The organism is Staphylococcus sp. HMSC034C12 (genome assembly GCF_001835895.1).
GTDB classification, from domain to species: Bacteria; Bacillota; Bacilli; order Staphylococcales; family Staphylococcaceae; genus Staphylococcus; species Staphylococcus hominis.
Map to the genome: position 1 here is coordinate 26554 of NZ_KV826310.1, position 24470 is coordinate 51023.

Annotated in this window: 28 protein-coding genes; 1 reads left to right on the plus strand and 27 read right to left on the minus strand. The window is 32.9% G+C overall.

Annotated features, from left to right (window positions below; all coding sequences use genetic code 11):
• Positions 1 to 35 precede the first annotated feature (35 nt).
• The 27 genes from fabZ to fdaB all read right to left on the minus strand — a co-directional run bounded on the left by fabZ (position 36) and on the right by fdaB (position 23686).
• Entirely contained in the window at positions 36 to 473 is a 438-nt protein-coding gene (gene fabZ / locus HMPREF2629_RS02750) for a 3-hydroxyacyl-ACP dehydratase FabZ (protein WP_002448673.1), read from the minus strand.
• Between the two features lie 27 nt (positions 474 to 500).
• Complete coding sequence (gene murA / locus HMPREF2629_RS02755; protein ID WP_017175137.1) at positions 501 to 1766, minus strand: UDP-N-acetylglucosamine 1-carboxyvinyltransferase; 1266 nt, start codon at positions 1764 to 1766, stop codon at positions 501 to 503.
• 106 nt (positions 1767 to 1872) lie between these two features.
• Positions 1873 to 2103 (minus strand): DUF1146 family protein, encoded by a 231-nt coding sequence (locus tag HMPREF2629_RS02760; RefSeq protein WP_017175136.1) that lies wholly within the window; start codon positions 2101 to 2103, stop codon positions 1873 to 1875.
• Positions 2104 to 2416: 313 nt separating this feature from the next.
• The gene (locus HMPREF2629_RS02765) at positions 2417 to 2818 is read right to left on the minus strand and encodes a F0F1 ATP synthase subunit epsilon (RefSeq protein WP_002448708.1); all 402 of its coding nucleotides are present in this window, start codon (positions 2816 to 2818) and stop codon (positions 2417 to 2419) included.
• 21 nt (positions 2819 to 2839) lie between these two features.
• On the minus strand, positions 2840 to 4252 hold the full coding sequence (gene atpD, locus HMPREF2629_RS02770; protein ID WP_017175135.1) for a F0F1 ATP synthase subunit beta: 1413 nt from the start codon (positions 4250 to 4252) through the stop codon (positions 2840 to 2842).
• A gap of 21 nt (positions 4253 to 4273) precedes the next feature.
• Entirely contained in the window at positions 4274 to 5140 is an 867-nt protein-coding gene (gene atpG, locus HMPREF2629_RS02775) for an ATP synthase F1 subunit gamma (RefSeq protein WP_017175134.1), read from the minus strand.
• Positions 5141 to 5171: 31 nt separating this feature from the next.
• The gene (atpA, locus tag HMPREF2629_RS02780) at positions 5172 to 6680 is read right to left on the minus strand and encodes a F0F1 ATP synthase subunit alpha (protein WP_017175133.1); all 1509 of its coding nucleotides are present in this window, start codon (positions 6678 to 6680) and stop codon (positions 5172 to 5174) included.
• A gap of 18 nt (positions 6681 to 6698) precedes the next feature.
• Positions 6699 to 7238 (minus strand): F0F1 ATP synthase subunit delta, encoded by a 540-nt coding sequence (locus HMPREF2629_RS02785; protein WP_049382314.1) that lies wholly within the window; start codon positions 7236 to 7238, stop codon positions 6699 to 6701.
• Positions 7238 to 7768, minus strand: coding sequence for a F0F1 ATP synthase subunit B (locus tag HMPREF2629_RS02790; RefSeq protein WP_054105568.1), 531 nt, complete (start codon positions 7766 to 7768; stop codon positions 7238 to 7240). Before HMPREF2629_RS02790 ends, HMPREF2629_RS02785 begins: the two co-directional genes overlap by 1 nt.
• Positions 7769 to 7854: 86 nt before the next feature.
• A complete protein-coding gene (atpE, locus tag HMPREF2629_RS02795; RefSeq protein WP_002448651.1) occupies positions 7855 to 8067 on the minus strand; it encodes a F0F1 ATP synthase subunit C in 213 nt (70 codons plus the stop codon).
• A gap of 32 nt (positions 8068 to 8099) precedes the next feature.
• Positions 8100 to 8825, minus strand: coding sequence for a F0F1 ATP synthase subunit A (atpB, locus tag HMPREF2629_RS02800; RefSeq protein ID WP_002448665.1), 726 nt, complete (start codon positions 8823 to 8825; stop codon positions 8100 to 8102).
• A gap of 28 nt (positions 8826 to 8853) precedes the next feature.
• The gene (locus HMPREF2629_RS02805; protein ID WP_017175130.1) at positions 8854 to 9201 is read right to left on the minus strand and encodes an ATP synthase subunit I; all 348 of its coding nucleotides are present in this window, start codon (positions 9199 to 9201) and stop codon (positions 8854 to 8856) included.
• Positions 9202 to 9348: 147 nt separating this feature from the next.
• Entirely contained in the window at positions 9349 to 10494 is a 1146-nt protein-coding gene (wecB, locus tag HMPREF2629_RS02810) for a non-hydrolyzing UDP-N-acetylglucosamine 2-epimerase (protein WP_017175129.1), read from the minus strand.
• 19 nt (positions 10495 to 10513) lie between these two features.
• Positions 10514 to 11143, minus strand: coding sequence for a uracil phosphoribosyltransferase (gene upp, locus HMPREF2629_RS02815; RefSeq protein ID WP_054105567.1), 630 nt, complete (start codon positions 11141 to 11143; stop codon positions 10514 to 10516).
• Positions 11144 to 11167: 24 nt separating this feature from the next.
• The gene (gene glyA, locus HMPREF2629_RS02820; protein WP_017175127.1) at positions 11168 to 12406 is read right to left on the minus strand and encodes a serine hydroxymethyltransferase; all 1239 of its coding nucleotides are present in this window, start codon (positions 12404 to 12406) and stop codon (positions 11168 to 11170) included.
• Positions 12407 to 12430: 24 nt separating this feature from the next.
• Complete coding sequence (locus HMPREF2629_RS02825; RefSeq protein ID WP_019835610.1) at positions 12431 to 12955, minus strand: TIGR01440 family protein; 525 nt, start codon at positions 12953 to 12955, stop codon at positions 12431 to 12433.
• Positions 12956 to 13064: 109 nt separating this feature from the next.
• On the minus strand, positions 13065 to 13481 hold the full coding sequence (locus HMPREF2629_RS02830; protein WP_017175125.1) for a low molecular weight protein arginine phosphatase: 417 nt from the start codon (positions 13479 to 13481) through the stop codon (positions 13065 to 13067).
• Complete coding sequence (locus HMPREF2629_RS02835; protein ID WP_019835609.1) at positions 13478 to 14518, minus strand: L-threonylcarbamoyladenylate synthase; 1041 nt, start codon at positions 14516 to 14518, stop codon at positions 13478 to 13480. Before HMPREF2629_RS02835 ends, HMPREF2629_RS02830 begins: the two co-directional genes overlap by 4 nt.
• 84 nt (positions 14519 to 14602) lie before the next feature.
• Positions 14603 to 15439, minus strand: coding sequence for a peptide chain release factor N(5)-glutamine methyltransferase (gene prmC, locus HMPREF2629_RS02840; protein WP_017175123.1), 837 nt, complete (start codon positions 15437 to 15439; stop codon positions 14603 to 14605).
• Positions 15426 to 16502, minus strand: coding sequence for a peptide chain release factor 1 (gene prfA / locus HMPREF2629_RS02845; protein WP_019835608.1), 1077 nt, complete (start codon positions 16500 to 16502; stop codon positions 15426 to 15428). Before prfA ends, prmC begins: the two co-directional genes overlap by 14 nt.
• Positions 16502 to 17101 carry a thymidine kinase gene (locus tag HMPREF2629_RS02850; RefSeq protein WP_017175121.1) on the minus strand — a complete coding sequence of 200 codons (600 nt, stop codon included), beginning with the start codon at positions 17099 to 17101 and terminating at the stop codon, positions 16502 to 16504. Before HMPREF2629_RS02850 ends, prfA begins: the two co-directional genes overlap by 1 nt.
• Positions 17102 to 17275: 174 nt before the next feature.
• Positions 17276 to 17533 (minus strand): type B 50S ribosomal protein L31, encoded by a 258-nt coding sequence (locus HMPREF2629_RS02855; protein WP_002448672.1) that lies wholly within the window; start codon positions 17531 to 17533, stop codon positions 17276 to 17278.
• A 115-nt stretch (positions 17534 to 17648) separates the two neighbouring features.
• Positions 17649 to 18965 (minus strand): transcription termination factor Rho, encoded by a 1317-nt coding sequence (gene rho / locus HMPREF2629_RS02860; RefSeq protein ID WP_017175120.1) that lies wholly within the window; start codon positions 18963 to 18965, stop codon positions 17649 to 17651.
• Positions 18966 to 19204: 239 nt separating this feature from the next.
• Positions 19205 to 20632 carry an aldehyde dehydrogenase family protein gene (locus HMPREF2629_RS02865; RefSeq protein ID WP_070813135.1) on the minus strand — a complete coding sequence of 476 codons (1428 nt, stop codon included), beginning with the start codon at positions 20630 to 20632 and terminating at the stop codon, positions 19205 to 19207.
• 109 nt (positions 20633 to 20741) lie between these two features.
• Positions 20742 to 21077 carry a winged helix-turn-helix transcriptional regulator gene (locus tag HMPREF2629_RS02870; protein ID WP_002488141.1) on the minus strand — a complete coding sequence of 112 codons (336 nt, stop codon included), beginning with the start codon at positions 21075 to 21077 and terminating at the stop codon, positions 20742 to 20744.
• 87 nt (positions 21078 to 21164) lie between these two features.
• Entirely contained in the window at positions 21165 to 22436 is a 1272-nt protein-coding gene (locus tag HMPREF2629_RS02875) for a UDP-N-acetylglucosamine 1-carboxyvinyltransferase (RefSeq protein ID WP_017175118.1), read from the minus strand.
• Between the two features lie 392 nt (positions 22437 to 22828).
• On the minus strand, positions 22829 to 23686 hold the full coding sequence (fdaB, locus tag HMPREF2629_RS02880) for a class IIb fructose-bisphosphate aldolase FdaB (RefSeq protein ID WP_070813136.1): 858 nt from the start codon (positions 23684 to 23686) through the stop codon (positions 22829 to 22831).
• 161 nt (positions 23687 to 23847) lie between these two features.
• On the opposite strand from fdaB, the gene HMPREF2629_RS02885 reads away from it, so the two are divergent.
• Entirely contained in the window at positions 23848 to 24369 is a 522-nt protein-coding gene (locus HMPREF2629_RS02885) for a DUF2529 domain-containing protein (RefSeq protein ID WP_054105566.1), read from the plus strand.
• Positions 24370 to 24470 lie beyond the last annotated feature (101 nt).

The following is a 24470-nucleotide window of genomic DNA, read 5'->3' on the forward strand; positions in this document are numbered from 1 at the left end:
CGAAATGAATGATTTCGCTACTACTCTTATTTTAATTAAGCATCTTGAATAGCAAAAGTAAGTTCACAACTACAAGCAAGTTGTCCATCAACAGTAGCTTTTGCTGTACCTTTTCCAATAGGACCTTTAATTTTTGTAATTTCAACTTCTAACATTAAAGTATCACCAGGTGTCACTTGTTTTTTAAATCTACATTTATCAATCCCAGCAAATAATGCAATTTTACCTTTATTTTCTTCACTATTTAACATAGCTACCGCTCCAGTTTGTGCCAAAGCTTCTGTAATGAGAACACCAGGCATAACTGCATAATCAGGAAAATGTCCTTGGAAAAACGGTTCGTTTCCTGAAACTTGTTTTAAACCTACACAACGCTTTCCTTCTTCATATTCAACAATACGATCAATAAGTAAAAAAGGTTGTCTATGAGGAATGATTTTTTTTATTTCATTATAATCAAAAATTGTTTCCATAACTATTACCTCAAATCTATTTAAAAATTAGTCATCGACTCTTTTGATATCTGCACCAAGTGATTTTAACTTCTCATGGAAATTAACATAACCACGATCTAAGTGTTTAAGTTCTGTCACTTGAGTTGTACCTTCTGCCACTAAACCAGCCAAAATAAGAGCTGCGGCTGCTCTTAAATCCGTAGCTTTTACTTGAGCACCTTGTAGTTGACTTTTACCTTCTATTTTAGCACTTCTACCTTCTACATTAATATTAGCATTCATTCTTCTAAATTCTGCAACATGCATAAATCTATTTTCAAATACTGTTTCAGTTACCACTTTATGGCCTTCAGCTGTTAATAATAATGCCATCATTTGTGATTGCATATCTGTAGGGAAACCTGGATGAGGCAGTGTTTTAATATCTACAGGTTGAAGTTCACCATTTGTAGTAACATGTACACCTTCCTCATTAAAATCGAGGTTAACTCCCATTTCTTCTAATTTATAAATTAAACTTGTCATATGTTCTTTAACAGCACCTTTTACAAAAACATCTCCTCTTGTAATTGCTGCTGCGATAATAAGTGTACCTGCTTCAATACGATCAGGTATAATTGCATGTTCAACGCCCGTTAATTTTTCAACACCATGGATAGTAATGGTATCTGTACCAGCACCAACAACGTTACCACCCATTTCATTGATATAATTAGCTAAATCTACAATTTCAGGTTCTTTAGCTACATTTTCGATAACTGTTTTTCCTTGTGCTAAAGAAGCACCCATTATAATATTTTGAGTTGCACCTACACTTGGAAAATCTAGATGAATATTTGCACCTTTCAATCCCTCTTTAGTGCTTGCGTATATATTTCCGTTTTCTAAATGAATTTCTGCACCTAAGGCTTCAAAACCTTTGATATGTTGTTCAATTGGACGAGCACCAATTGCACAGCCACCTGGTAATGCAACGATTGCATGACCTAAACGTGCTAATAAAGGTCCCATTACTAACACACTTGCTCTCATTTTACTCACATATTCATAAGGCGCTTCTTCATTTAGTGTAGCAGAAGCATCAACTGTAACTGATCCGTTTTCTTTATCATAATCCACTTTAGCATTTAAAGTAGATAAAACATTATTGATAGTAACAACATCACTTAAATCTGGCACATTGGTTAATTTACTTTGTCCTTCAGACGCTAATAACGATGCTGTAAGGACAGGTAATACAGCATTTTTAGCTCCTTCTACTTGAACTTCACCAGTAAGGCGATTGCCTCCATTTATAATTATCTTATCCATATTAATCCTCCACATTAAACTCCTATTTCTTATAACATTTCCCATTTTGAATTACTTATTTAATTAGTATATCTACATTTTTAGTTAATTAGTAGAAATTCATTTTTTAAAATAAATATTTAATTTGTGTAGAATACTGTAATAAATCCACGATAAAGTTACTTACTGCAGTACCCATTAAAATTGCTAAGAAAATCATACACACTTGTAGTTGTGTTGAATATCCTTTTTTAAAAAATTGATCTAATCTGAGAGAATGTAATGCCCAGTACGCAATACATATACATATTACATGTAAAAATAGATGTATTATTGCAAATTGTCCAACATATTCCATTCTTTTCTCTCCTTAAAGATTTCTGTAATATATTGTACATTAAAAAAGTTAATAATGATACATAAGAACGTTACGATATTTAATAAAAGTAACTAAAATAAAAATTTAAAGTTATTATCATTCTAAGTTCTTTTATGTACAATAAAAAAAGAGCTTGAAACACCATTAAATGTCTCAAACTCTTTTAATATATTAAGAATAATTAACTAAACCAATAATATTTTAATATCTGTTACTTTTTCATTAACCATTCTTACTAAATTGAAATAATATATTCATCATAAATATTATCCCACATCATTTAATTTAATCATTATTTTAATTCAGCTACACGCAGACGGTTTTCCGCTCTAGCTAATGCGCGTTTAGCTCGGTTAATGTCACTGTTATCCTCTTCATCTAAATGAGACTGAGCTCTTTGACGAGCCAACTTAGCTCTTTCTACATCAATCTCACTAGCTGTTTCAGCTGTTTGAACAATGACAGATACTTTATGTTGTCTAATTTCAACAAAGCCACCACTAACAGCTATATACTCAGTACCATTCTTAAACTTAACTTTAATATGGCCTATCTTTAATGCGGCAACTGTCGGAATATGTCCACTCATGATACCTATTTCGCCCGCAGTAGTTTGAAATACAACGAGTTCAACATCATCTTTTTCGTAGACTGAACCATTAGGAGTGACAATATCAAGATTTACTGTGTTCATTATCTTTACCTCCTAATTAGTTTAAACTTCAACACCCATATCTTTAGCTTTAGCAATAACATCATCCATACTTCCAACTAAACGGAACGCATCCTCAGGAATATGATCATATTTACCATTTAAGATATCTTTAAAGTCCGCTACAGTTGTTTTAACTGGAACATAAGAACCTTTTTGACCAGTAAATTGTTCAGCCACATGGAAGTTTTGTGATAAGAAGAATTGAATTCTACGCGCACGTTCTACTGTTAATTTATCTTCTTCAGATAATTCATCCATACCTAAAATTGCAATGATATCTTGTAATTCTCTGTATTTTTGTAATGTAGATTGAACTTCACGTGCAACTTCATAATGTTCTTGTCCAACAATAGATGGTTCTAAAGCTCTAGAAGTTGAAGCTAATGGGTCTACCGCAGGATAAATACCCATTTCAGTTAATTTACGTTCTAAGTTTGTTGTTGCATCTAAATGCGCGAACGCAGTTGCTGGTGCTGGGTCAGTATAGTCATCGGCAGGAACGAATACTGCTTGAATTGAAGTGACTGAACCTTTATTAGTAGATGTAATACGTTCTTGTAATTGACCCATTTCAGTTGCTAATGTTGGTTGATAACCTACAGCTGAAGGCATACGTCCTAATAATGCTGAAACTTCAGAACCAGCTTGAGTAAAGCGGAAAATATTGTCAATGAATAAAAGTACATCTTGACCTTGTTCATCACGGAAATATTCAGCCATTGTCAATGCAGATAAAGCAACACGCATACGCGCACCTGGTGGCTCATTCATTTGTCCAAATACCATGGCAGTTTTATTGATAACGCCACTATCGCTCATTTCATAGTATAAGTCGTTACCTTCACGAGTACGTTCACCTACACCAGCGAATACAGAAATACCACCATGTTCTTGAGCGATATTATTGATTAATTCTTGAATTAATACAGTTTTACCTACACCGGCACCACCGAATAAACCAATCTTACCACCCTTAATATAAGGTGCTAATAAGTCTACAACTTTGATACCTGTTTCAAGGATTTCTACTTCAGTAGACAATTCATCAAAATTAGGTTGACGACGATGAATTGGATCACGTCTAACAGAACTATCTATTTTTTCATTTAAATCTATTGTTTCTCCTAAAACGTTAAACACACGTCCAAGTGTTTCTTCACCTACAGGAACACTAATATCTTTACCAGTATTCACAACTTGCATACCACGTTGAACACCATCAGTTGAATCCATTGCAATAGTACGAACAACATCATCACCTAATTGCAATGCAACTTCTAATGTTAATTTGAATGTGCCATCATTTTTAGGGACTTCAATAATTAGGGCATTATTAATTTCAGGGACTTCATTATGTTCGAATCGAACATCAATTACAGGACCCATAACCTGAGTTACACGGCCATTACCCATGTTGTTTCCTCCTTTAAAATATTATTCAAGTGCGGCAGAACCACCAACAATTTCTGTAATTTGTTGAGTGATTTCAGCTTGTCTCGCTCTATTATATTGTAATGATAAGTCATCAATAAGTTCAGTTGCATTATCAGATGCATTTTTCATTGCAGTCATACGTGCTGCATGTTCACTAGCCTTAGCATCAAGAATCGTTCCATAGATTAAACTTTCAACGTATTGTGGAAGAATAACTCTTAAGATTGAGTCTTTATCTGGTTCAAATTCATATGACGACATTTGACCTTGGCCTTGACTAGAATCTTCTTGAGATAATGGTAGAACTTGTTTAACAGAAGGTTTATTTTCAAGAACACTAACATAGTGGCTATAATAAATCTTAAGTTCATCAATATGTTCTTCACTGAATAAGTCAATCGCATGCTTAGCGATAGCTTGTATTGATTTAAATGAAGGTTGATCAGGTACATCAACAAGTGAACTTTCAACTTCATAACCTCTATTTTTAAGGAAATCAACACCGGATTGACCTAAAACAATAATGCTATATTCATCACTATTTGTATGTTTTTCTTTAATGTCATTGACTAGTCGTTTAAGCACATTCGAACTATAAGCACCCGCTAATCCTTTGTCACTTGTAATAACCAGGTAACCACTACGTTGAATGTGTCTTGGTCTTAACATTGGATGACTTGAATTTTTACTTGCGCCTGCAATAGCAGTTATCGCATCTTGCATTTTTTCCATATAAGGTTCGAATTGCTTAGTATTTTTTTCAGCTCGACGTAATTTAGAACTTGAAACCATGTTCATCGCTTTAGTAATCTGTTTCATTTTTTTCGTCGATTTAATACGACTATCTATCTCTTTAAGAGAAGCCATTATCTCACCACCTTTTTGATTTAAAGTTTAGTTATTCAGACTTGCTAAAACTTTTCTTAAATTCATTAATAGCTGATTCAAATTTAGCATCATCAGGAAGGTTACCAGTTTCTCTGATTTCTCCTAATAATTCTGAAGCATTTGATTTAGACCAACTATTTAATTCATCTTCAAAACGTGTAATGTCTTCTACAGGAATGTCATCTAAATAACCTTTTGTTAAGGCATAAATAATTAACACTTGATTTTCAACAGGAAGTGGTTTGTTTTGATCTTGTTTTAAAACTTCAACCGTACGTTTACCACGTTCTAATTTTCTAGCAGTATATTCGTCTAAATCAGAACCAAATTGTGCAAATGATTCTAACTCACGATAAGATGCTAAATCTAAACGTAATGTACCGGCAACTTTTTTCATTGCTTTAATTTGTGCTGAACCACCAACACGTGATACAGACTGACCGGCATTGATCGCAGGTCGTACACCTGAGAAGAATAAATCAGATTGTAAGAAAATTTGTCCGTCAGTAATTGAAATTACGTTAGTTGGAACATATGCAGAGATATCTCCAGCTTGTGTTTCAATGATAGGTAAAGCTGTAATTGAACCGCCACCTAATGCATCGCTTAATTTAGCTGCTCTTTCTAACAATCTACTGTGTAAGTAGAAGACGTCCCCTGGATATGCTTCACGACCTGGAGGTCTGCGTAATAATAATGATAATTCACGATAAGCTGCTGCTTGTTTAGTTAAATCATCATATACAACAAGTACATTTTTTCCATTAAACATGAACTCTTCACCCATTGTTACTCCTGAATAAGGGGCAATGTATAATAATGGTGCTGGTTCCGCTGCTGATGCAGATACAACAATTGTGTAGTCTAAAGCACCAGCTTGACGTAATTTTTCAACGTTTGCACGTACTGTTGAATCTTTTTGACCAATAGCTACATAAATACAAATTGTATCTAAACCTTTTTGGTTTAAAATTGTATCAATACCAATCGTTGTTTTACCTGTTTGTCTATCACCAATGATTAACTCACGTTGTCCACGACCAATTGGTACTAATGCGTCAATCGCTTTAATACCAGTTTGTAATGGTTCATCAACTGATTTACGATCCATAACACCTGTTGCTTTTTGCTCAACAGGGCGTGTCTTAGTTGAATTGATAGGACCTTGTCCATCAATTGGTTGACCAAGTGGATTTACAACACGTCCGATAAGTTCTTCACCTACTGGCACTTCCATGATACGGCCAGTACGTTTAACTTCGTCGCCTTCTCTAATTTCACTATAAGGTCCTAAGATTACGACACCCACATTTGATTCTTCAAGGTTTTGTGCTAAACCAAGCACTCCATTTGAAAACTCTACAAGCTCACCAGCCATACAATCATTTAATCCGTGAATTAATGCAATACCATCACCAATTTGAAGGACGGTACCTACATCATCAACAGACATTTCTGACTCATAGTTTTCAATTTGTGAGCGAAGTAATGCACTGATTTCTTCAGCTTTGATGGCCATCTATGTCACTCCTCTTTTTTAATTAACTCTTTTAAATTTACGCTCTATTTGTTCTAAATCATTTTTTATACTGCCATCTAATACAGTAGTCCCAACTTTTGCTCTAAAACCGCCAATTAAGTTAGGATTTATTTTAGTTGTAATATGTACTTTAGACAATTTAGTTTTGTTAAGAATTACACTTTCAATACGAGATAATTCTTCTTCATTCAATTGATATACAGATTCAACCAAAGCATCACCTTGATTATAATGATGGTCATACAAATGTTTAAATTCTTTAAAGATAGAATGGATAAGCGCTAAATGACGATTATTTGCTAAAATCATTAGCATATTTTTTAAGTAATAGTTCGCATCCCCAAATACAATACCTGCGAATTTACGTCGTTCAGAAGCAGGCTGATTAGGATTTGAATCAATTGCTTTTAAATCATCAATGTAATTTAAAGTTGCATGACTAACTTCTTGTAATTCTTCATACATTAAATCTAATCGATCTTTATCTATAGAGACATCAAATAAAGCTTTAGCATATTTTTTTGCTACATCTGCCATTATTTATCGCCTGCCTCTTTAAGATACTTATCAACGAGACCTTTTTGATCTTGTTCTGAAATTTCTTTTTGTAAAACTTTAGAAGCTATTAAAACAGATAACTCAGAAACTTGATTATTAATATCTGCAAGAGCGCGTTCTTTTTCACTGTTGATTTCACTTTGTGCTGTTTCAATCATACCGTTTGCACGTTCATGTGCATCTTTAATAATTTCTTCATGTTGTTTACGTGCTTGAATTCTTGCATTTTCAAGAATATGATGAACTTCATCTTGTGTTTCTTTAAGTGTCTTTTTATTTTCTTCTTCAAGTTTTTGTGCATTCAATTTTGCTTCTTCAGCTTCGTCAATATCTCTATTAATATCGCGTTCACGTTTATCCATTACTTCTTTTAATGGACCCCAAGCAAATTTTTTCAATAACGCTAATAGGATTATAAATGTAATAATTGTAACAATTGTTGTTCCCCATTCAACGCCACCTGTAGTTGCACCTAAAACAAATGAATTAGTTAATGCGTTCACTGGCATTTGACACTCCTTTCATTATTAATCATCACTTTGCCACTAAATAAAACGAATGGCGAAGATCAAAGAGACTTCGCCTCGAACATTTCTTATCTGAATAATGTCATGAATGAGATAACAACGCCGATGATTGGTAATGCTTCAACTAAACCAATACCAATGAACATAATACTCATTAATTGACCACGTGCTTCTGGTTGACGTGCTACACCTTCAACTGTTCTAGAAACAATAAGACCGTTACCGATACCAGCACCTAATGCTGATAAACCGATTGCAATTGCTGCTGCGATTAAACCCATATTAATAATTCCTCCTAAAATGTTTGTTTATGTTAATGTGCGTCCGCAACTTTATGGGACATGTAAACCATAGATAGCATAATAAAGATATATGCTTGGATTGTACCGACAAAGATTGAGAATCCTTGCCATATAATTAAGCCAGGAATACTAATTATCCAGCCCCAGCCGTTTTGGAAAAACAGGCCAGCTAATAGTGATAATAGTAACTCACCAGCAAAAATATTACCGTAAAGACGTAAACCTAGTGTTAATGTTGAAGAGAATTCTTCAAAGACATTAATAATTGCTAATGGCCAGAAAGGTTTAAAGTAATTACCAACATATGCTTTTGTTCCACGCATTTTAACACCATAGTAATGTGTTAATAAAATCATCATCGTAGATAACGTCAACGTTACAGTCGCGTCAGCAGTTGGAGATTTCCACCATAAATAATGATCATGTGTAACAATTGCAAATGGTAAACCTAGCATATTGGCAACAAAAATAAATAAAATTAATGTTACCGCCAAGAAGTGAAATTGACCACCTTTTTTCCAAGCCATGTTACTCTCAATAATGCCTCTTACAAAATCGAAAATCCATTCGATAAAGTTTTGTTTGCCACTAGGTCTTTTCTTAAGATTACGCGTACAAACAATAGCTATTATAAAAACAATAATAGCAGTAATAATAAGCATCATAATACTTGCTAAGTTGAAAACAATATCAAATCCAAACACATTCCAACTTACGAGTGGGGATTTGTGATCCATGTACTCACCTCTTTCTGTATATAGTTTACTATTTTAGCAAGAGAGGGCGAAAAATGATTAATACATAAGAAATCATAAGGCCTATCATTATACCAATGATATTTACATTCTCTTTAAAGACAACCCATACTATACATGCAATAATTGCGACTAAGTATCTCCATACATTACCTGTAGAAATATGTATATTATCTGGTTGTTTTGCCCTAGAAAGATATATCTCAAAAATGTATGTGTTGATTAGAGACCCAAGTGTCCCAATTATTAAGCCTAATAAAAAAGAATTAGATTTAATAAAATACAAAATACTTAACAATATTAAAAAATAAATGTAATATTGAATGAATTGTCTAAATATGATGCTGAACCGTTTCATTCTTTGTGCCTCCAAAACTTATGACAATCATGGAAACCGTTCCACTCATACAATTTCAATAATAATATAGGGTAATTTATGTGTCAATTCTATTCAAATTGTTGTTTAATTTAACACCAATATTGTCATAAAATGTTCACAAATAAATCAACAATTTTTTAACTTTTCAAATTCTTTAGGTATTTCTTCAGTTAATCCTAAATAGTATTTAATACTATCACATATACGTTCAGATGCCTTTCCATCTCCATAAGGATTTTGAGCATAGGCCATATTATTATAAACTTGTTTGTTCTTTAATAATTTTCTTATTTCTTGATACACATGTGTATACTCTGTTCCAATTACTTTTAATGTTCCAGCTTCTACACCTTCAGGTCTTTCAGTTACATCTCTAAGAACTAAAACTGGTTTATTTAATGATGGTGCTTCTTCTTGAATGCCTCCAGAATCAGTCAAAATTAAATAAGCATGATTAGCAAAATTATGAAAATCGACAACATCTAATGGTTCAATAAGCTCTATCCTTGGATGATTTTCTAAATAAGCGTATGATAGTTTTCTAACTTCGGGATTCATATGTAAAGGAAAAACTACTACAACGTCTTCAATATCTTCAACGATATCTCTAACTGCTTTGAAAATATGTTCCATAGGTTTTCCAATATTCTCTCTACGATGAACGGTCAGCAATACAATTTTTTTATTTTTATGCTTTTCTATCAACTCAGAAGTATAATTTTTATTAATTGTAAAATTTAGTGTATCAATGGCAGTATTGCCAGTAATCACTATAGATGTCTTATCTTTATTTTCTTGAATTAGATTGCGTTTTGCACCAATAGTAGGAGCAAAGTGTAAATCGGCAATGTTACTAACCATCTGCCGATTTATTTCTTCTGGAAAAGGCGCATATTTATTACCACTTCTAAGACCAGCTTCTACGTGGCCTACAGAGGTATGATTATAAAATGCTGCTAATGCGCCAGAAAAAGTAGTTGTTGTATCACCATGAACAAGTACCATATCTGGACATTCTTTTTTCATAATTTGCTCAAGTTGAATAATAGATTTAGCTGTTATTTCTGAAAGAGTTTGCCCTTTTTTCATAATATTCAAATCATAATGTGGTTTTATGTTGAATGTTTTTAAAACTGAATCAAGCATTTCTCTATGTTGAGCAGTTACAACAATAATTGGTTCTAGCATTGAATCTTTTTCAAGTGCTTTAACTAAAGGTGCCATTTTAATTGCTTCCGGTCTTGTACCAAAGACTGTCATAATCTTTCTCATAATATTTACTCCTATAGTACTATTTAGTACCAAATAATCTATCCCCAGCATCTCCTAAACCAGGTGTAATATATGCTTTTTCATTAAGTTTTTCATCTAAAGCTGCAATATAGATATCAACATCTTCATGCGCTTCTTGCATTTTTTCAACACCCTCAGGTGCGGCAATTAAACACATAAAACGAATATTCTTTGCACCTCGATTTTTTAGTGAATTGATTGCTTCGATTGCTGAAGCGCCTGTAGCTAACATTGGATCAACTACTATAATTTCACGTTCATCGATATCTTGAGGTAATTTAGCAAAATATTCTACTGCTTTTAATGTTTTAGGATCACGATACAAACCAATATGTCCTACACGAGCAGCTGGAACTAAGTTTAATACACCATCTGTCATCCCTAATCCTGCTCTTAAAATAGGTACAATTGCTAATTTTTTTCCAGCTAATCGTTTTGCTGTCATAGTTGTTACAGGTGTTTCAATTTCTACATCTTGCAATTGTAAATCTCTTGTAACTTCATATGCCATTAGCATACCTACTTCATCAACAAGCTCTCTAAATTCTTTTGTTCCAGTATTTTTATCACGAATGTAACTCAATTTATGTTGAATGAGTGGGTGATCAAATACATGTACTTTACTCATAATTCATTTCCTCCATTTATGTTGTTATTCATATAGCGGATATTGTTGAGTCAATTGTTTTACTCTATCACTAGCTTCTTTCAATTTTGCTTGGTCATTTGAATTTTTTAATGCTGTACTGATAATTAAAGCAACTTCTTTAAATGCTACTTCATCAAAACCACGCGTCGTTGCAGCAGGAGTGCCTAGTCTAATTCCACTTGTAACGAATGGTTTCTCCTGATCAAAAGGTATTGTATTTTTATTACATGTAATACCAATTGAATCTAATGTTTCTTCAGCCTGTTTACCCGTTAAATTAACTGATTGTTTCACATCTACTGAAATTAGATGATTATCTGTACCTCCTGAAACAATTCTAAATCCTTCATTTTGAAGTGTTTCAGCTAAAGTTTTAGCATTTTTAATGACTTGTTCTTGATACACTTTGAAATCTGGTTCTAAAGCTTCTCCAAAAGCAACAGCTTTTGCAGCAATCACATGTTCTAGTGGTCCACCTTGAATTCCAGGAAATATTGTCTTATCTATCTCTTTTTTATACTTTTCCTTGCAAAGAATCAGGCCTCCACGTGGTCCTCTCAACGTTTTATGAGTTGTACTGGTAACAAAGTCAGCATATTCTACAGGATTAGGATGTAATCCAGTTGCTACTAAACCTGCAATGTGTGCCATATCAACCATTAATTTAGCACCAACTTCATCAGCAATTTCTTTAAATTTCTTAAAATCTAATTGTCTAGAATACGCTGACGTACCAGCTACAATTAATTTAGGCTTATGTTTCTGTGCCAATTCACGAATTTCATCATAATTAATTCTTTCAGTTTCTTTATCTACGCCATAATCGATAAAGTTATAAAACTTACCACTAAAATTAACTGAAGCACCGTGAGTTAAATGACCACCATGACTTAAATTCATTCCAAGCACAGTATCTCCCATCTCTAAAGCAACTAAATACACTGCCATATTAGCTTGAGAACCTGAATGGGGTTGTACATTTGCATGTTCAGCTCCGAATAAAGCTTTGATACGTTCAATAGCTATTGTTTCCGTAACATCAACATATTCACAACCACCATAGTAACGACGACCTGGATAGCCTTCTGCATATTTATTTGTCATTACAGATCCTTGCGCTTCCATTACCGCTTCTGAAACGAAGTTCTCTGAAGCAATGAGCTCAATATTATTGTTTTGACGGTTGTATTCATTTTGAATCGCTTCATAAATAATGTGATCTTGTTCTTTAATATAAGACATATATTCCCCTTCTTCCTTTAGAACTTATTCATATTTAGCTCTTTCTCCACCAATTTTTTTTGGTCTTGAAGTAGCGATTGTAACTGTAGCTTCACCAACTTTTTTAACGCTTGTTCTCAACGGAACACAAACATGATTAATGTGCATTCCAATAAGCGTTTGACCAATATCAATACCTTTAGGCACTTTTATATATTCAATGACTATTGGATCTTTCATATGTTGATAGGCATATGTAGCAAGACTTCCTCCTGCATGAACATCTGGTACAACAGTTACTTCTTCCATAGTAAATGGATTATAATCTTCACGCTCAATTGTAATCGCCCTATTAATATGTTCACAACCTTGAAACGCAAATGAAACGCCCGTTTCACGTTTTATACGTTCCAATTCATTAAAAATAGTTTCAGCAACTTCCATTGAACCAACTGACCCAATTTTTTCCCCAATTACTTCAGAAGTTGAACATCCTATCACACAAATCTCATCTTTTTTGAAAAACGATTGAGTTTTCAATTCATCCAGTAAAGTTGTAAGTTCTTGCATATTATTTCACCTCACTTACAAAGATAAAAAGAAGCATAGCTGACAAGCTATACTTCTTTATTATAACTTATTTATTACTCAACTTATACTATTAGCGTAATATTTCTCTTTATTCTTCGTGTTTCAATTTGCTAATAAGAGAATATAATTGATTAAATGTGTGACGATAGGTATCTATGCTACCGCCAAATGGATCATCTATTTCACCTGTTTCTGATACATACTCACATAATGTATAAATAGGATATTCTGTCCCAAATTGACTGATTAACTGTCGTTTATGACTATTGGTCATCGTTAAAATTAAATCACTTTTTAAGTCATCTTGACTGAATATTTGAGATACAGAGGGTTCTGGTAAATTATTTTCTAAAATAACTTCTAATGCTTCAGGAGTAATGGATTGTCCATTCATTGCAAATAATCCACGTGATTGAATAGAATCGTTAGGTAGAAGCGCTGTAGCTATACTTTCAGCAATAGGACTTCTACAAGTATTTCCAGTACATACAAATATTATCTTCATAATTCTCTTCCTTTAACTATTTGATTTCCCGTTGCTTTTAGCATACGATTCATAACTGCTTCAGAACCTTCAATATTATCAAAAGTATAAATAAATGCTTTTTTTATTCGTTCATCATCATCAATGTCATGTAAAATTTTATATAAGTTATGATTAGCCCCTTTAACATCTCTTTGATTTTCACAAAGAGAGATAAATATACCATCTTTAGGTACATACTTTTTCATACTAGAAGGTAAAACAAATGCTAACCCTGATTCATTTAACTCAGAAATAGGTTGTGTCAATTCAGTTAACATATATACAGGTGTTTTAGGTGCATAGTGTTTATATTTCATACCTGGTGCTATGGGACGTTCTAATTGATTATAATCATATTGAATGACGCTGTGAGGTACCACCTGATTAAGCATTGTTTGAGTAATTGATCCTGGTCTTGCTATTCTAAAAGGAAATTGGGTACAATCTAAAACTGTACTCTCCAAGCCTTCTTCACTTTGATCGCCATTCACAATACCATCTATTTTTCCATTTAAATCATTATAAACATGTTGAAATGTCGTTGGAGAAGGTCTTCCACTTATATTTGCACTGGGTGCTGCGATTGGTAAATCAACATATTCTAATATTGCTCTTCCAATTGGATGACTTGGCATTCTTACAGCAATAGAATTAAGACCACCTGTCACTTTCTCACATAAATATCCTTGTTTTAAAGGAAGAATAAACGAGATTGGGCCAGGCCAAAATGCATTCATTAATTTCTTAGCTTCCTTAGGGATAGTTGATACAAATGCATCCATTTGTGATTGCTTGTAAATATGAACAATCAGTGGGTTATCAGACGGGCGTCCTTTGGCTTTATAAATGTTTTCTACTGCCTGTTCATTTTTAGCATTGGCACCTAAACCGTACACTGTTTCAGTAGGTATCGCAATTAGGCCACCATTTTCATAAATAGTTTTTATTTCTGCTAATTGAGAAAACGTGTGGGGATCTTGACTATAATCTTTCATATTCCATATATTTGTTTTCACTTTGATCACACCTTTCACATATGTGAAATTATTAAAGAAAAAGAAGTGGGTTAGAAAATAATACATTTCTTTCCCACTCCACTATTACCACTTAAATGAAATCATTCTATTTAATCCGTTAATATCTTTCAAGAGATTTACATTCACATGCGGATATTTATTTATAATACGTGCTTTTAATATTTCTCCTTGATTATATCCAATTTCAAAAGTTACATAAGCCCCTTTATTAAGTACTTTTGGTAAATCATCTAGAATCATCTCATAAATTTCATACCCTTCATCCTCAGCAAATAACGCGATATGAGGTTCATACTTTACTACCGTATCTTCCATATCTTTCATCTCAGTTTGATCAATATAAGGAGGGTTTGAAATTAAGCCATCTAATTTAATATTTTCTTTAATAAGTGGTTTAAGGGCGTTACCTTTTAGAAATCTGATATCCGCTTTTAATTGATGTGCATTATCAGATGCTACCTCTAGAGTATCTTCAATAAGATCTGTGGCTATTACATTTAAGGTTGGATTTAGTTTTTTAAGTACAATTGCAATCGCTCCACTGCCTGTTCCTATATCAGCAATTGTACTTCCATCTTTACAATGCTCTAAAAAATGAAGCATAACTTCTTCTGTTTCTGGACGTGGAATAAGACATTGAGAATTTACTTGTAATTGATATCCATAAAATGATTGAAAACCAACAATATATTGAATAGGCTCTCCTAATAACATACGGTCTAATGCAAGTGAAAATTTTGCTTCTTCAGCTTGAGACATCTCATCATACATATGCATTAAATAATCTGTCCTAGACCATTTAAATAAGTCTAACATCAGCCATTCCGCTCTAGATTGCTCAAATCCTTTTTCTTTTGTTAATTCAATCGCTTCTTGTAAGGTATCTTTAAAGCTCGCCATTATTTAGTTCTTTCAGTTTTTCAGTTTGCTCAGAAAGTGTTAATGCATCAATAATTTCATCCAATTTACCTTCCATAATTTGGTCGAGCTTTTGTAAAGTTAAGCCAATTCGATGATCTGTCACACGACTTTGAGGATAATTATAAGTTCGTACACGTTCAGAACGATCTCCTGTCCCTACAGCTGATTTACGTTGAGCTGCATACTTTTGCTGTTCTTCTTGTAATTTCATATCATATAATCGTGCTTTTAATACTTTTAATGCTTTTTCACGGTTTTGAATTTGTGATTTTTCTGAAGACGTTGCAATAATACCGGTTGGAATATGCGTAATACGCACAGCAGAGTCTGTAGTATTAACGTGTTGACCACCAGCACCACTTGAACGATACGTATCAATTTTCAAATCTTCATTACGCACTTCAATTTCTACATCTTCAACTTCAGGTAATACAGCTACAGTCGCTGTAGATGTATGAATACGTCCTCCAGATTCTGTTTCGGGCACACGTTGTACACGATGAGCACCATTTTCAAATTTCAACTTACTATAGGCACCATTACCTGAAACTGAAAAACTGATTTCTTTATATCCACCATGATCACTTTCTGCCGCTTCAACAATTTCAGTTTTAAAATTTTGAGATTCCGCATATTTTGTATACATTCTTAATAAATCGCCTGCGAAAATAGCTGCTTCATCTCCACCAGCTGCTGCTCTAATTTCGACAATAACGTCTTTTTCATCGTTTGGATCTTTAGGAATTAACAAGAATTTAAGTTGTTCTTCTAATTCAGGAAGTTCACTTTTTAATCCAGATGCTTCTTCTTTTAACATTTCAATTTCTTCTTTATCATCTGTTTCAGTTAGCATTTCATCTATTTCTGCTACTTCTTCTTTTTTACTTTTGTAATCTCTATAAACATCTACTGTTTTCTGTAAATCAGCTTGCTCTTTAGAATATTTTCGTAATTTATCTGGATCGTTGACGATTTCGGGATCACTTAACATTTCATTTAACTGTTCATATCTTTCTTCAACAATATCTAATTGATCAAACACTATATTTCCTCCTTGTCATTGATGCTAGGTGCTACAATATGATGTGCTCTGCATCTTGGCTCATAACTTTCATTTGCTCCTACTAATATAATTGGGTCATCAATTCTTGCTGGTTGTCCATCGATTAAACGTTGCGTCCGACTTGATGACGAACCACATACTGCACAAACGGCTTGTAATTTGGTCACTTGTTCACTTACAGCCATAATTTGAGGCATGGGGTCAAAAGGTTCACCTCTAAAGTCCATGTCTAAACCTGCTACTACAACTCTATGACCCTCTTCAGCTAGCTTTTCTACTATATGTACAATTTCATTATCAAAAAATTGAATTTCATCTATCCCTATGACATCAAATTGAGATAAATTTTGTAATAGTATTTCTCTAGCTGTTGAAATATTAATGGCTTCTAGTTCATTACCATCATGTGATACAACTTTTTCTTTATGATACCGGTCATCAATAGCCGGTTTAAATACGATTACTTTTTGTTTAGCATAAATTCCTCTTCTTAATCGACGAATTAATTCTTCCGATTTACCACTAAACATACTTCCAGTAATGCATTCAATCCAACCAGAATGGTAAGTTTCATACATTATAAGTTCCACCTTTTTCAAAACATAATCGCTTAATTATATCATATTTTCGTTTATTATAAATGAGTTTATTACTGGGTTATCATTGAACAAATGAATAAAATAGTTTAGAAATAAAAAAATACCTGCTTAATTCTATACATAATAGATTAGGCAGGCATTTTAAGTTCAAAATTAATTGTTGTTTGATTTGAGACCAAACTTTTTGTTGAAACGTTCCACACGACCATCCGCAGCAGCGAATTTTTGACGTCCTGTGTAGAATGGATGTGAATCAGATGATACATCTAAGCGAATAACTGGGTATTCGTTACCATCTTCCCATTCCATTGTTTCTGAAGAAGTTTTAGTAGAACCACTTAAGAATTTAAAGTTAGTTGTTGTATCTAAAAAGATGACTTTGTGGTAATCAGGATGAATTCCTTGTTTCATTTTTTTCAGCTCCTTTGCCCTGAACCATCTGGAACAGAGTTATTTGTGAGTTTTTACCCAATACTGTGTAATTATAATAGTTATTGAAGGAAAACGCAACCCTCAATCATATATTTTAGATAATTGGTTTTCCTGTTTTTGTACTTTCAGCGGCTGCCTTTTGCAATTGTTCAAAAAATTCTTTGTTATTTTCTGAACGTTTTAATTTTCTTATAAAACGCTCTGTAAAATCGGTAGAATCAGTAAACATATTTCTAAGTTGCCATAATGAGTCTAATTCGGACTTGCTAATTAATAATTCTTCTTTACGTGTAGAACTACGTCCAATATCAATAGCTGGGAATATTCGACGTTCGGATAATTTACGATCAAGATGAAGTTCCATATTACCTGTACCTTTGAACTCTTCATAAATCATATCATCCATACGTGAACCTGTATCTACTAAAGCTGTTGCTAAAATAGTTAGGCTACCACCTGCTTCAATATTACGCGCAGCACCGAAAAATGCTTTAGGCTTATGTAAGGATGCTGGATCCAAACCACCTGACAATGTTCTACCACTAGGCGGGATAACAAGATTATATGCTCTTGCTAAACGCGTAATAGAGTCCATCAAGATAATGACATCTTGTCCTATCTCTACAAGACGTTTTGCTCTTTCTAGTAATAACTCTGCTACCTTAACGTGGTGTTGAGGAGGTTCATCAAAAGTGGAATGTACTACTTCTGCTGACTCTACTGAACGCTCTATATCAGTTACCTCTTCAGGTCGTTCACCTACTAATAATATAAATAATTTAGCATCTGGTTTATTTGTACTAATTGCATTTGCAATTTCTTTAAGTAATGACGTTTTACCAGCTTTAGGAGGAGCAACAATAAGACCACGTTGACCTAAACCAATTGGAGTAACTAAATCCATAATTCGAGTAGAATAGTTTTGAGGCTCTGTTTCAAGAATAATTCTTTCCTCTGGGTATAACGGAGTAAGTGCTTGGAAATGAGGACGTTTTTTTACAACTTCTGCATTTTCATCATTAACAAAGTCAACTTGTAGAAGTCCATAGTATTTTTCATTGTCTTTAGGCTTTCGTACTTTTCCAGTTACTTTATCGCCTCGTTTAATTTCAAAACGTCTAATTTGACTAGCTGATATATATATATCTTTTTCACCTTTAGAATAATTAACGGTTCTTAAGAAACCATATCCATCAGGTTGTATATCATCTAAAACACCCTCCATATAGTAATTTCCATCTTTTTCCATTTGAGCTTCCATAATTGCCAAGACAAGCTCACTTTTATTCAATTTACTATAATTAGTTAGTTTTAATGATTTTGCTTTTTGCGTAAGTTCTTTTGTCGTATAATTTTTATACAATTCATGAAAAGATTCATATTGTGGTGATGTTCGTTCTCTTTCAGGCATAAATTGCACCCATTTCTTATATTTTTATAAAAATCATCTAGCTACTAGCATTGTCAAATCATCTAAATGATTATAACTTAAATGTTTTAAACGTTAGCATCTTAAATACTAGAATTAATATAGCAAATTTTTAATTTAATTACAAAATGATTTTATTAAATTTCAAAAAATAAAACAGCTCATGGAACTAAAACGATTCCATGAACTGTATTTATATTAAAATATTTCATTATACTTAATTATTTAAAATAACCAGCAATTGATTTTACTTCTAAGAACTCTTCAATTCCGTAGTCGCCCCATTCACGACCGATACCAGATTGTTTATAACCACCAAATGGTAAATAAGGTTCGTTTGGAGATTCATTAATTTGAATTCTACCTGCCTCAATTGAACGTGCTACTTTTTGAAGCGTTTCTTTATCTTTACCAATTACATATCCTGCTAAACCATATTTAGTATCATTAGCAATTTCGATTGCTTCGTCTAAATCATTATATGTGATTACTGAAACAACTGGACCAAAAATTTCTTCTTGTGCAATAGTCATATCATTTTTAACATTTACAAAAATAGTTGGTCTAGCAAAATAACCTGTATCTAATCCTTCTGGTTTACCTGGACCGCCATATAATAATTCAGCGCCTTCTTCAATACCTTTATCAATATAAGATTGTACTGTGTCGAATTGTTTTTTACTAATGATTGGTCCTACTTGAGTATTTTTATCAAGTGGATCGCCAACTTTAACATTACTAAACTCTTCTTTTAAGGCAGTTAAGAATTCTTGTTTAATACTTTCTGGAACTAAGATTCTTGTTCCTGCAGTACATACTTGACCAGTATTATTAACAACCTTTCCAGTTGTAGCTTTTGCAGCTTCTTTAATATCTACATCGTCAAGTACGATATATGGTGATTTGCCACCTAATTCAAGAGATACTTTTTTGATATCTTTAGCTGCTTTTTCCATAATTTTAGAACCTGTAGCTCCAGAACCAGTGAATGACATCATTCTAATTTTAGGATGTTCGCTTAATGGATTACCTACACCTTCACCATCACCATTAACTAAGTTAAATACACCTTTAGGAACGCCTGCTTTTTCAAAGATTTCAGCTAAAATTATTGCAGCAAATGGTGTTTCTTCAGAAGGTTTTAACACAACTGGACTACCTGCAGCAAATGCTGCTGCTAATTTAAGAGATGTTTGATTAGTTGGGAAATTCCATGGTGTAACTAATCCAGAAACGCCAATCGCTTCTTTAGTTACCAAATCATCTCCACGACGTTCTTCAAATTCAAATGAATCTAAAGCTCTACGTGCTTCTGAAAAGTGTTGTAAACCCATTTGATAATGAACATTTTCTGAAACAGTTAGTGGAGCACCTAACTCTGCAGTAATTGCTTCAATAATATCTTGTTTTCTATTTTTATATTCTTCTACTATTCTATCTAGTAGTTGTTTTCTTTCTTCAACTGAACTATGGCGAAATTCTAAATATACGTCATGAGCAGCTTGAACCGCTTTTTCTACGTCTTTTTCATTACCTTTTGCAACTTTTCCAATAACTTCTTCTGTTGCTGGATTAATTACATCAATTGTTTCGTTACTTTCACTATCAATCCATTCACCATTAATATATTGTTGAGTATAATTTCTCATCAATGATTCACTCCTTAAGAATGTGTATGTCTAATATATATCCGATTTGATGTTATTTAAACATAATTAAAAGGTTAAAGTTTATATAAACTCCAACCTTTTAACTATATTATTTAACTGAATCGTTATGTTCTAATGTGACGTAATCTCTAGCCCATGCTTCAATTGGTCTTAAAGCCTCAGCAAGTGCTTTTCCTTTATCGGTTAACTCATAAACGATAGAAACAGGACGTGTAGAAATGACTTTTTTGTCTACTAATTCCCACTCACCTAATTCTGTAAGCTTAATACTTAATGCACGTGGAGTAATTGTTTTTAAATCCCTTTTCATATCGGAAAAGTGTGCAGTATAATCAGCGCATCGAGATAGGTAATTAATGATTAAACCGTTCCAACTTCTACCAACAATTTTAAAGGTTTCTTCGAGATATGGACAGATTTCCATTGTCTTCACCTCTATTCAAAACTTCTTAAACATTGCAGGTATTTAATATACTTCAGCAATTAATATATTTAAGTATATCAAAAATAATTAAACTTGTTCAGTCCAAATATCCGCACCTAATTCTTTAAGATGTTTAACGATATCTGTATATCCTCTATAAATATGTTTAACATTATAAATTGTTGTAACACCTTCTGCTAGTAATCCAGCAATAATCAAGCAAGCTCCTGCACGTAGATCACTCGCATATACTTCGGCACCTTGAAGTTTAGAAGGTTTAATTGTTGCAGTACCAGTAGACGTATCTGCTTCAATACTAGCGCCCATATTTTTGAGCTCTTCTACATGACGGAAACGAGCTGGATATATCGTTTCTGTAACGAAAGATGGACCATCTGTCATAAATAATAAAGGCGTAATAGGTTGTTGTAAGTCAGTAGCAAATCCAGGATATACTAATGTTTTAATATCTACATTTTTATATGATGATTTACCTTTAATTACTATTTGTTCTTTATCATCATCGATATCAATATCAACACCTAATTCATTTAGTTTAACTGTGAGCGCTTCTAAATGTTTAGGTACAATATTTTTAATTGTTACTTCGTCACCACAAGCAGCGGCAATACACATATACGTTCCCGCTTCAATTCTATCAGGAATCACTTGATATTCAGCTCCATGTAACTCTTCAACACCACTGATTTTTAGAGTGCTTGTACCGGCGCCTTTGATATTTGCGCCTAAGCTATTTAAAAAGTTTGCTACATCTACTACTTCTGGTTCTTTGGCAGCATTTTCAATCGTTGTTTGCCCATTTGCATGAACAGCTGCAAGCATAATGTTGATGGTTGCACCAACACTTACCATATCTAAAAAGATGTTGGCTCCGTGCAATTCTTTTGCTTCTATTTTCATTGATGTATCACTTGATTCATCAATTTCAGCACCTAAAGCTTTAAATCCTTTAATGTGTTGATCAATTGGACGTGGGCCCAATGGACAACCACCTGGTAAACCAATCACACATTTTTTAAAGCGACCTAACATGGCTCCCATCATGTAATAAGAAGCACGTAAAGATTCAACTTTGTTATTTGGTAACGGTGCATTTTTAATGTCTGTTGTATCAACTTCTAATGTTTTACCATTAAGATTTGTTTTAATATTTAAATCTTCTAATAAACTCACTAGTGTTTCAACATCTGAGATTTGCGGTAAACCGTCAATTTTCACTTGTCCTTGCGCTAATAGAGTAGCTGGAATAATAGCTACGGCACTATTTTTTGCACCACTAATTGTAACTTCACCCTTTAGTGGTTGACCACCTCGGATTTTAATTACTTCTTGACTCATTTATTTTTTCTCCTTTATTCGCCTTTTGTAAAATTATACATAATTCGCATTATAAATTATATATTATTTATTTGTAAAACACTAACTTTTAAAAAAACTTAGCAATTATAATATTAATATCCAAAAATCTAATATTTCATATAACGGATTGATAACACTATTATAAATCAATTTATACAATTATTTAATTCTGTTTTTTCATAAATTTTAAAAAGAGATAATTTATTTTTTATAAATCATGAGTCAGTAATTGATTAACATTCAGCATGACTAACTTTATACAAATACTTTAATAATATATCGTAAAATTTTTGTATAAAATAAAAAAACTGTCAACAAAGCGAACACTTTGCTGACAGTTCAGGTTGCCTTAACCTTTAATAATAATTATTTTACTTAGCGCGATTAGACGTACCAAACTCTCTAATTTTGCCTTTTACTGTTTCTTTAATAGCTTCACGTGCTGGACCTAAGTATTTGCGAGGATCGTAAACTTCTTTATCATTGTTCAATACATCTCTAACAGCTTTAGCTGAAGCAATTTGATTTTCAGTATTTACATTAATTTTTGCAGTACCATAAGGGATTGCTTTTTGAATATCTTTAGTTGGAATACCTGTACCACCATGTAAAACAAGTGGTAATCCAGTTGATACACCAATTTCTTCCATTTCTTTGAAGCCTAATTTAGGTTCGCCTTTATAAGGACCATGTACTGAACCTAATGCTGGTGCTAAAGTATCAATACCAGTTCTTTCGACTAATTCTTGACATTCTTTAGGATCAGCATAGATGATACCGCCTACAACATCATCTTCTTGTCCACCCACTGTTCCTAATTCAGCTTCAACTGACACGCCATGTTGATGTGCATATTCTACTACTTTAGAAGTAATTTCAATATTTTCTTCAAATGGACTATGTGAAGCATCAATCATTACTGAAGTAAATCCAGCATCAATAGCTTCTTTACATTTTTCAAAACTTGAACCATGATCTAGGTGGATAGCTACTGGTATAGTAATGTTTAAATCATGCATTAAACCTTCTACCATTTTAACTACTGTATAAAAACCACTCATATAACGTGCAGCACCTTCGGAAACACCTAAGATCACTGGCGCGTTCTCTTCTTGAGAAGCTTCTAAAATAGCTTGTGTAAATTCTAAGTTATTTAAGTTGTATTGACCAACCGCATAACCATTTTCTTTCGCATCGATTAACATTTCTTTCATTGAAACTAATGGCATGAAAGTTCCTCCTTGTATCCAATTACATAAATTTTCAAAAATTATTATAGCAGATAATATTTTTTATTGCATGCTTAATTTAAAAATAATTGATAACTTTTGAAGCTTCATTGCATAAAATATTATATTTCATTACAATACTAATGAAATGGAGGATAATCATGTCAAAGATACTACAAACACAATTAACGGGTATATTTAATCGTTTAGAAGACCAAGCGTTAGACATACAAATGGCTGCTCAATGTTTAATCCAAGCTATTGGTGGAGAAGGATATGTATATATTAATGGTTATGGAGATTTAAAATTTTTTGAAACTTTTATATTAGACAGTGATGAAAAATTAAATTCTAGTAAAAAATTGAGTGAATTAAACAGTTTAAATGATTTAGACACAACTGATCGTGTATTTTTATTCTCTCCTTTTTATACTAAGGAGGTTGCTCAAGATGTTCAACAATTAATAGACAAAGATATTGATTTTGTATTAGTATGCAATCGTCCTAAACAAGAAGATTTCCCTGAACATCTTATGCATTTTGTAAACTTATCAACTCCGCGTCCGATTGTATATACTGAGGATTACGATAAAATTGTACAACCTCATACAATGGCGTTTAATTACATTTACTATGATATATATACACAAATGATTGAAATGACTAGAGACTTGGAATTATAAATTAACTTTATAATCATTAGCGCCTAACATGTACAACCTTTATCTTCTATATAAATTGATATAAATGAAGAGGCTGGGACATAATTTCTAACAAATTAGCC

Excerpts from the sequence above, each read along its gene's own strand:
- fabZ (WP_002448673.1), bottom strand. The coding sequence starts at position 473 with ATGGAAACAATTTTTGATTATAATGAAATAAAAAAAATCATTCCTCAT.
- murA (WP_017175137.1), bottom strand. The coding sequence starts at position 1,766 with ATGGATAAGATAATTATAAATGGAGGCAATCGCCTTACTGGTGAAGTT.
- HMPREF2629_RS02760 (WP_017175136.1), bottom strand. The coding sequence starts at position 2,103 with ATGGAATATGTTGGACAATTTGCAATAATACATCTATTTTTACATGTA.
- HMPREF2629_RS02765 (WP_002448708.1), bottom strand. The coding sequence starts at position 2,818 with ATGAACACAGTAAATCTTGATATTGTCACTCCTAATGGTTCAGTCTAC.
- atpD (WP_017175135.1), bottom strand. The coding sequence starts at position 4,252 with ATGGGTAATGGCCGTGTAACTCAGGTTATGGGTCCTGTAATTGATGTT.
- atpG (WP_017175134.1), bottom strand. The coding sequence starts at position 5,140 with ATGGCTTCTCTTAAAGAGATAGATAGTCGTATTAAATCGACGAAAAAA.
- atpA (WP_017175133.1), bottom strand. The coding sequence starts at position 6,680 with ATGGCCATCAAAGCTGAAGAAATCAGTGCATTACTTCGCTCACAAATT.
- HMPREF2629_RS02785 (WP_049382314.1), bottom strand. The coding sequence starts at position 7,238 with ATGGCAGATGTAGCAAAAAAATATGCTAAAGCTTTATTTGATGTCTCT.
- HMPREF2629_RS02790 (WP_054105568.1), bottom strand. The coding sequence starts at position 7,768 with ATGCCAGTGAACGCATTAACTAATTCATTTGTTTTAGGTGCAACTACA.
- atpE (WP_002448651.1), bottom strand. The coding sequence starts at position 8,067 with ATGGGTTTAATCGCAGCAGCAATTGCAATCGGTTTATCAGCATTAGGT.
- atpB (WP_002448665.1), bottom strand. The coding sequence starts at position 8,825 with ATGGATCACAAATCCCCACTCGTAAGTTGGAATGTGTTTGGATTTGAT.
- HMPREF2629_RS02805 (WP_017175130.1), bottom strand. The coding sequence starts at position 9,201 with ATGAAACGGTTCAGCATCATATTTAGACAATTCATTCAATATTACATT.
- wecB (WP_017175129.1), bottom strand. The coding sequence starts at position 10,494 with ATGAGAAAGATTATGACAGTCTTTGGTACAAGACCGGAAGCAATTAAA.
- upp (WP_054105567.1), bottom strand. The coding sequence starts at position 11,143 with ATGAGTAAAGTACATGTATTTGATCACCCACTCATTCAACATAAATTG.
- glyA (WP_017175127.1), bottom strand. The coding sequence starts at position 12,406 with ATGTCTTATATTAAAGAACAAGATCACATTATTTATGAAGCGATTCAA.
- HMPREF2629_RS02825 (WP_019835610.1), bottom strand. The coding sequence starts at position 12,955 with ATGCAAGAACTTACAACTTTACTGGATGAATTGAAAACTCAATCGTTT.
- HMPREF2629_RS02830 (WP_017175125.1), bottom strand. The coding sequence starts at position 13,481 with ATGAAGATAATATTTGTATGTACTGGAAATACTTGTAGAAGTCCTATT.
- prmC (WP_017175123.1), bottom strand. The coding sequence starts at position 15,439 with ATGGCGAGCTTTAAAGATACCTTACAAGAAGCGATTGAATTAACAAAA.
- HMPREF2629_RS02850 (WP_017175121.1), bottom strand. The coding sequence starts at position 17,101 with ATGTATGAAACTTACCATTCTGGTTGGATTGAATGCATTACTGGAAGT.
- HMPREF2629_RS02855 (WP_002448672.1), bottom strand. The coding sequence starts at position 17,533 with ATGAAACAAGGAATTCATCCTGATTACCACAAAGTCATCTTTTTAGAT.
- rho (WP_017175120.1), bottom strand. The coding sequence starts at position 18,965 with ATGCCTGAAAGAGAACGAACATCACCACAATATGAATCTTTTCATGAA.
- HMPREF2629_RS02865 (WP_070813135.1), bottom strand. The coding sequence starts at position 20,632 with ATGAGAAATTATACTCAACAATATATTAATGGTGAATGGATTGATAGT.
- HMPREF2629_RS02870 (WP_002488141.1), bottom strand. The coding sequence starts at position 21,077 with ATGGAAATCTGTCCATATCTCGAAGAAACCTTTAAAATTGTTGGTAGA.
- HMPREF2629_RS02875 (WP_017175118.1), bottom strand. The coding sequence starts at position 22,436 with ATGAGTCAAGAAGTAATTAAAATCCGAGGTGGTCAACCACTAAAGGGT.
- fdaB (WP_070813136.1), bottom strand. The coding sequence starts at position 23,686 with ATGCCATTAGTTTCAATGAAAGAAATGTTAATCGATGCGAAAGAAAAT.
- HMPREF2629_RS02885 (WP_054105566.1), top strand. The coding sequence starts at position 23,848 with ATGTCAAAGATACTACAAACACAATTAACGGGTATATTTAATCGTTTA.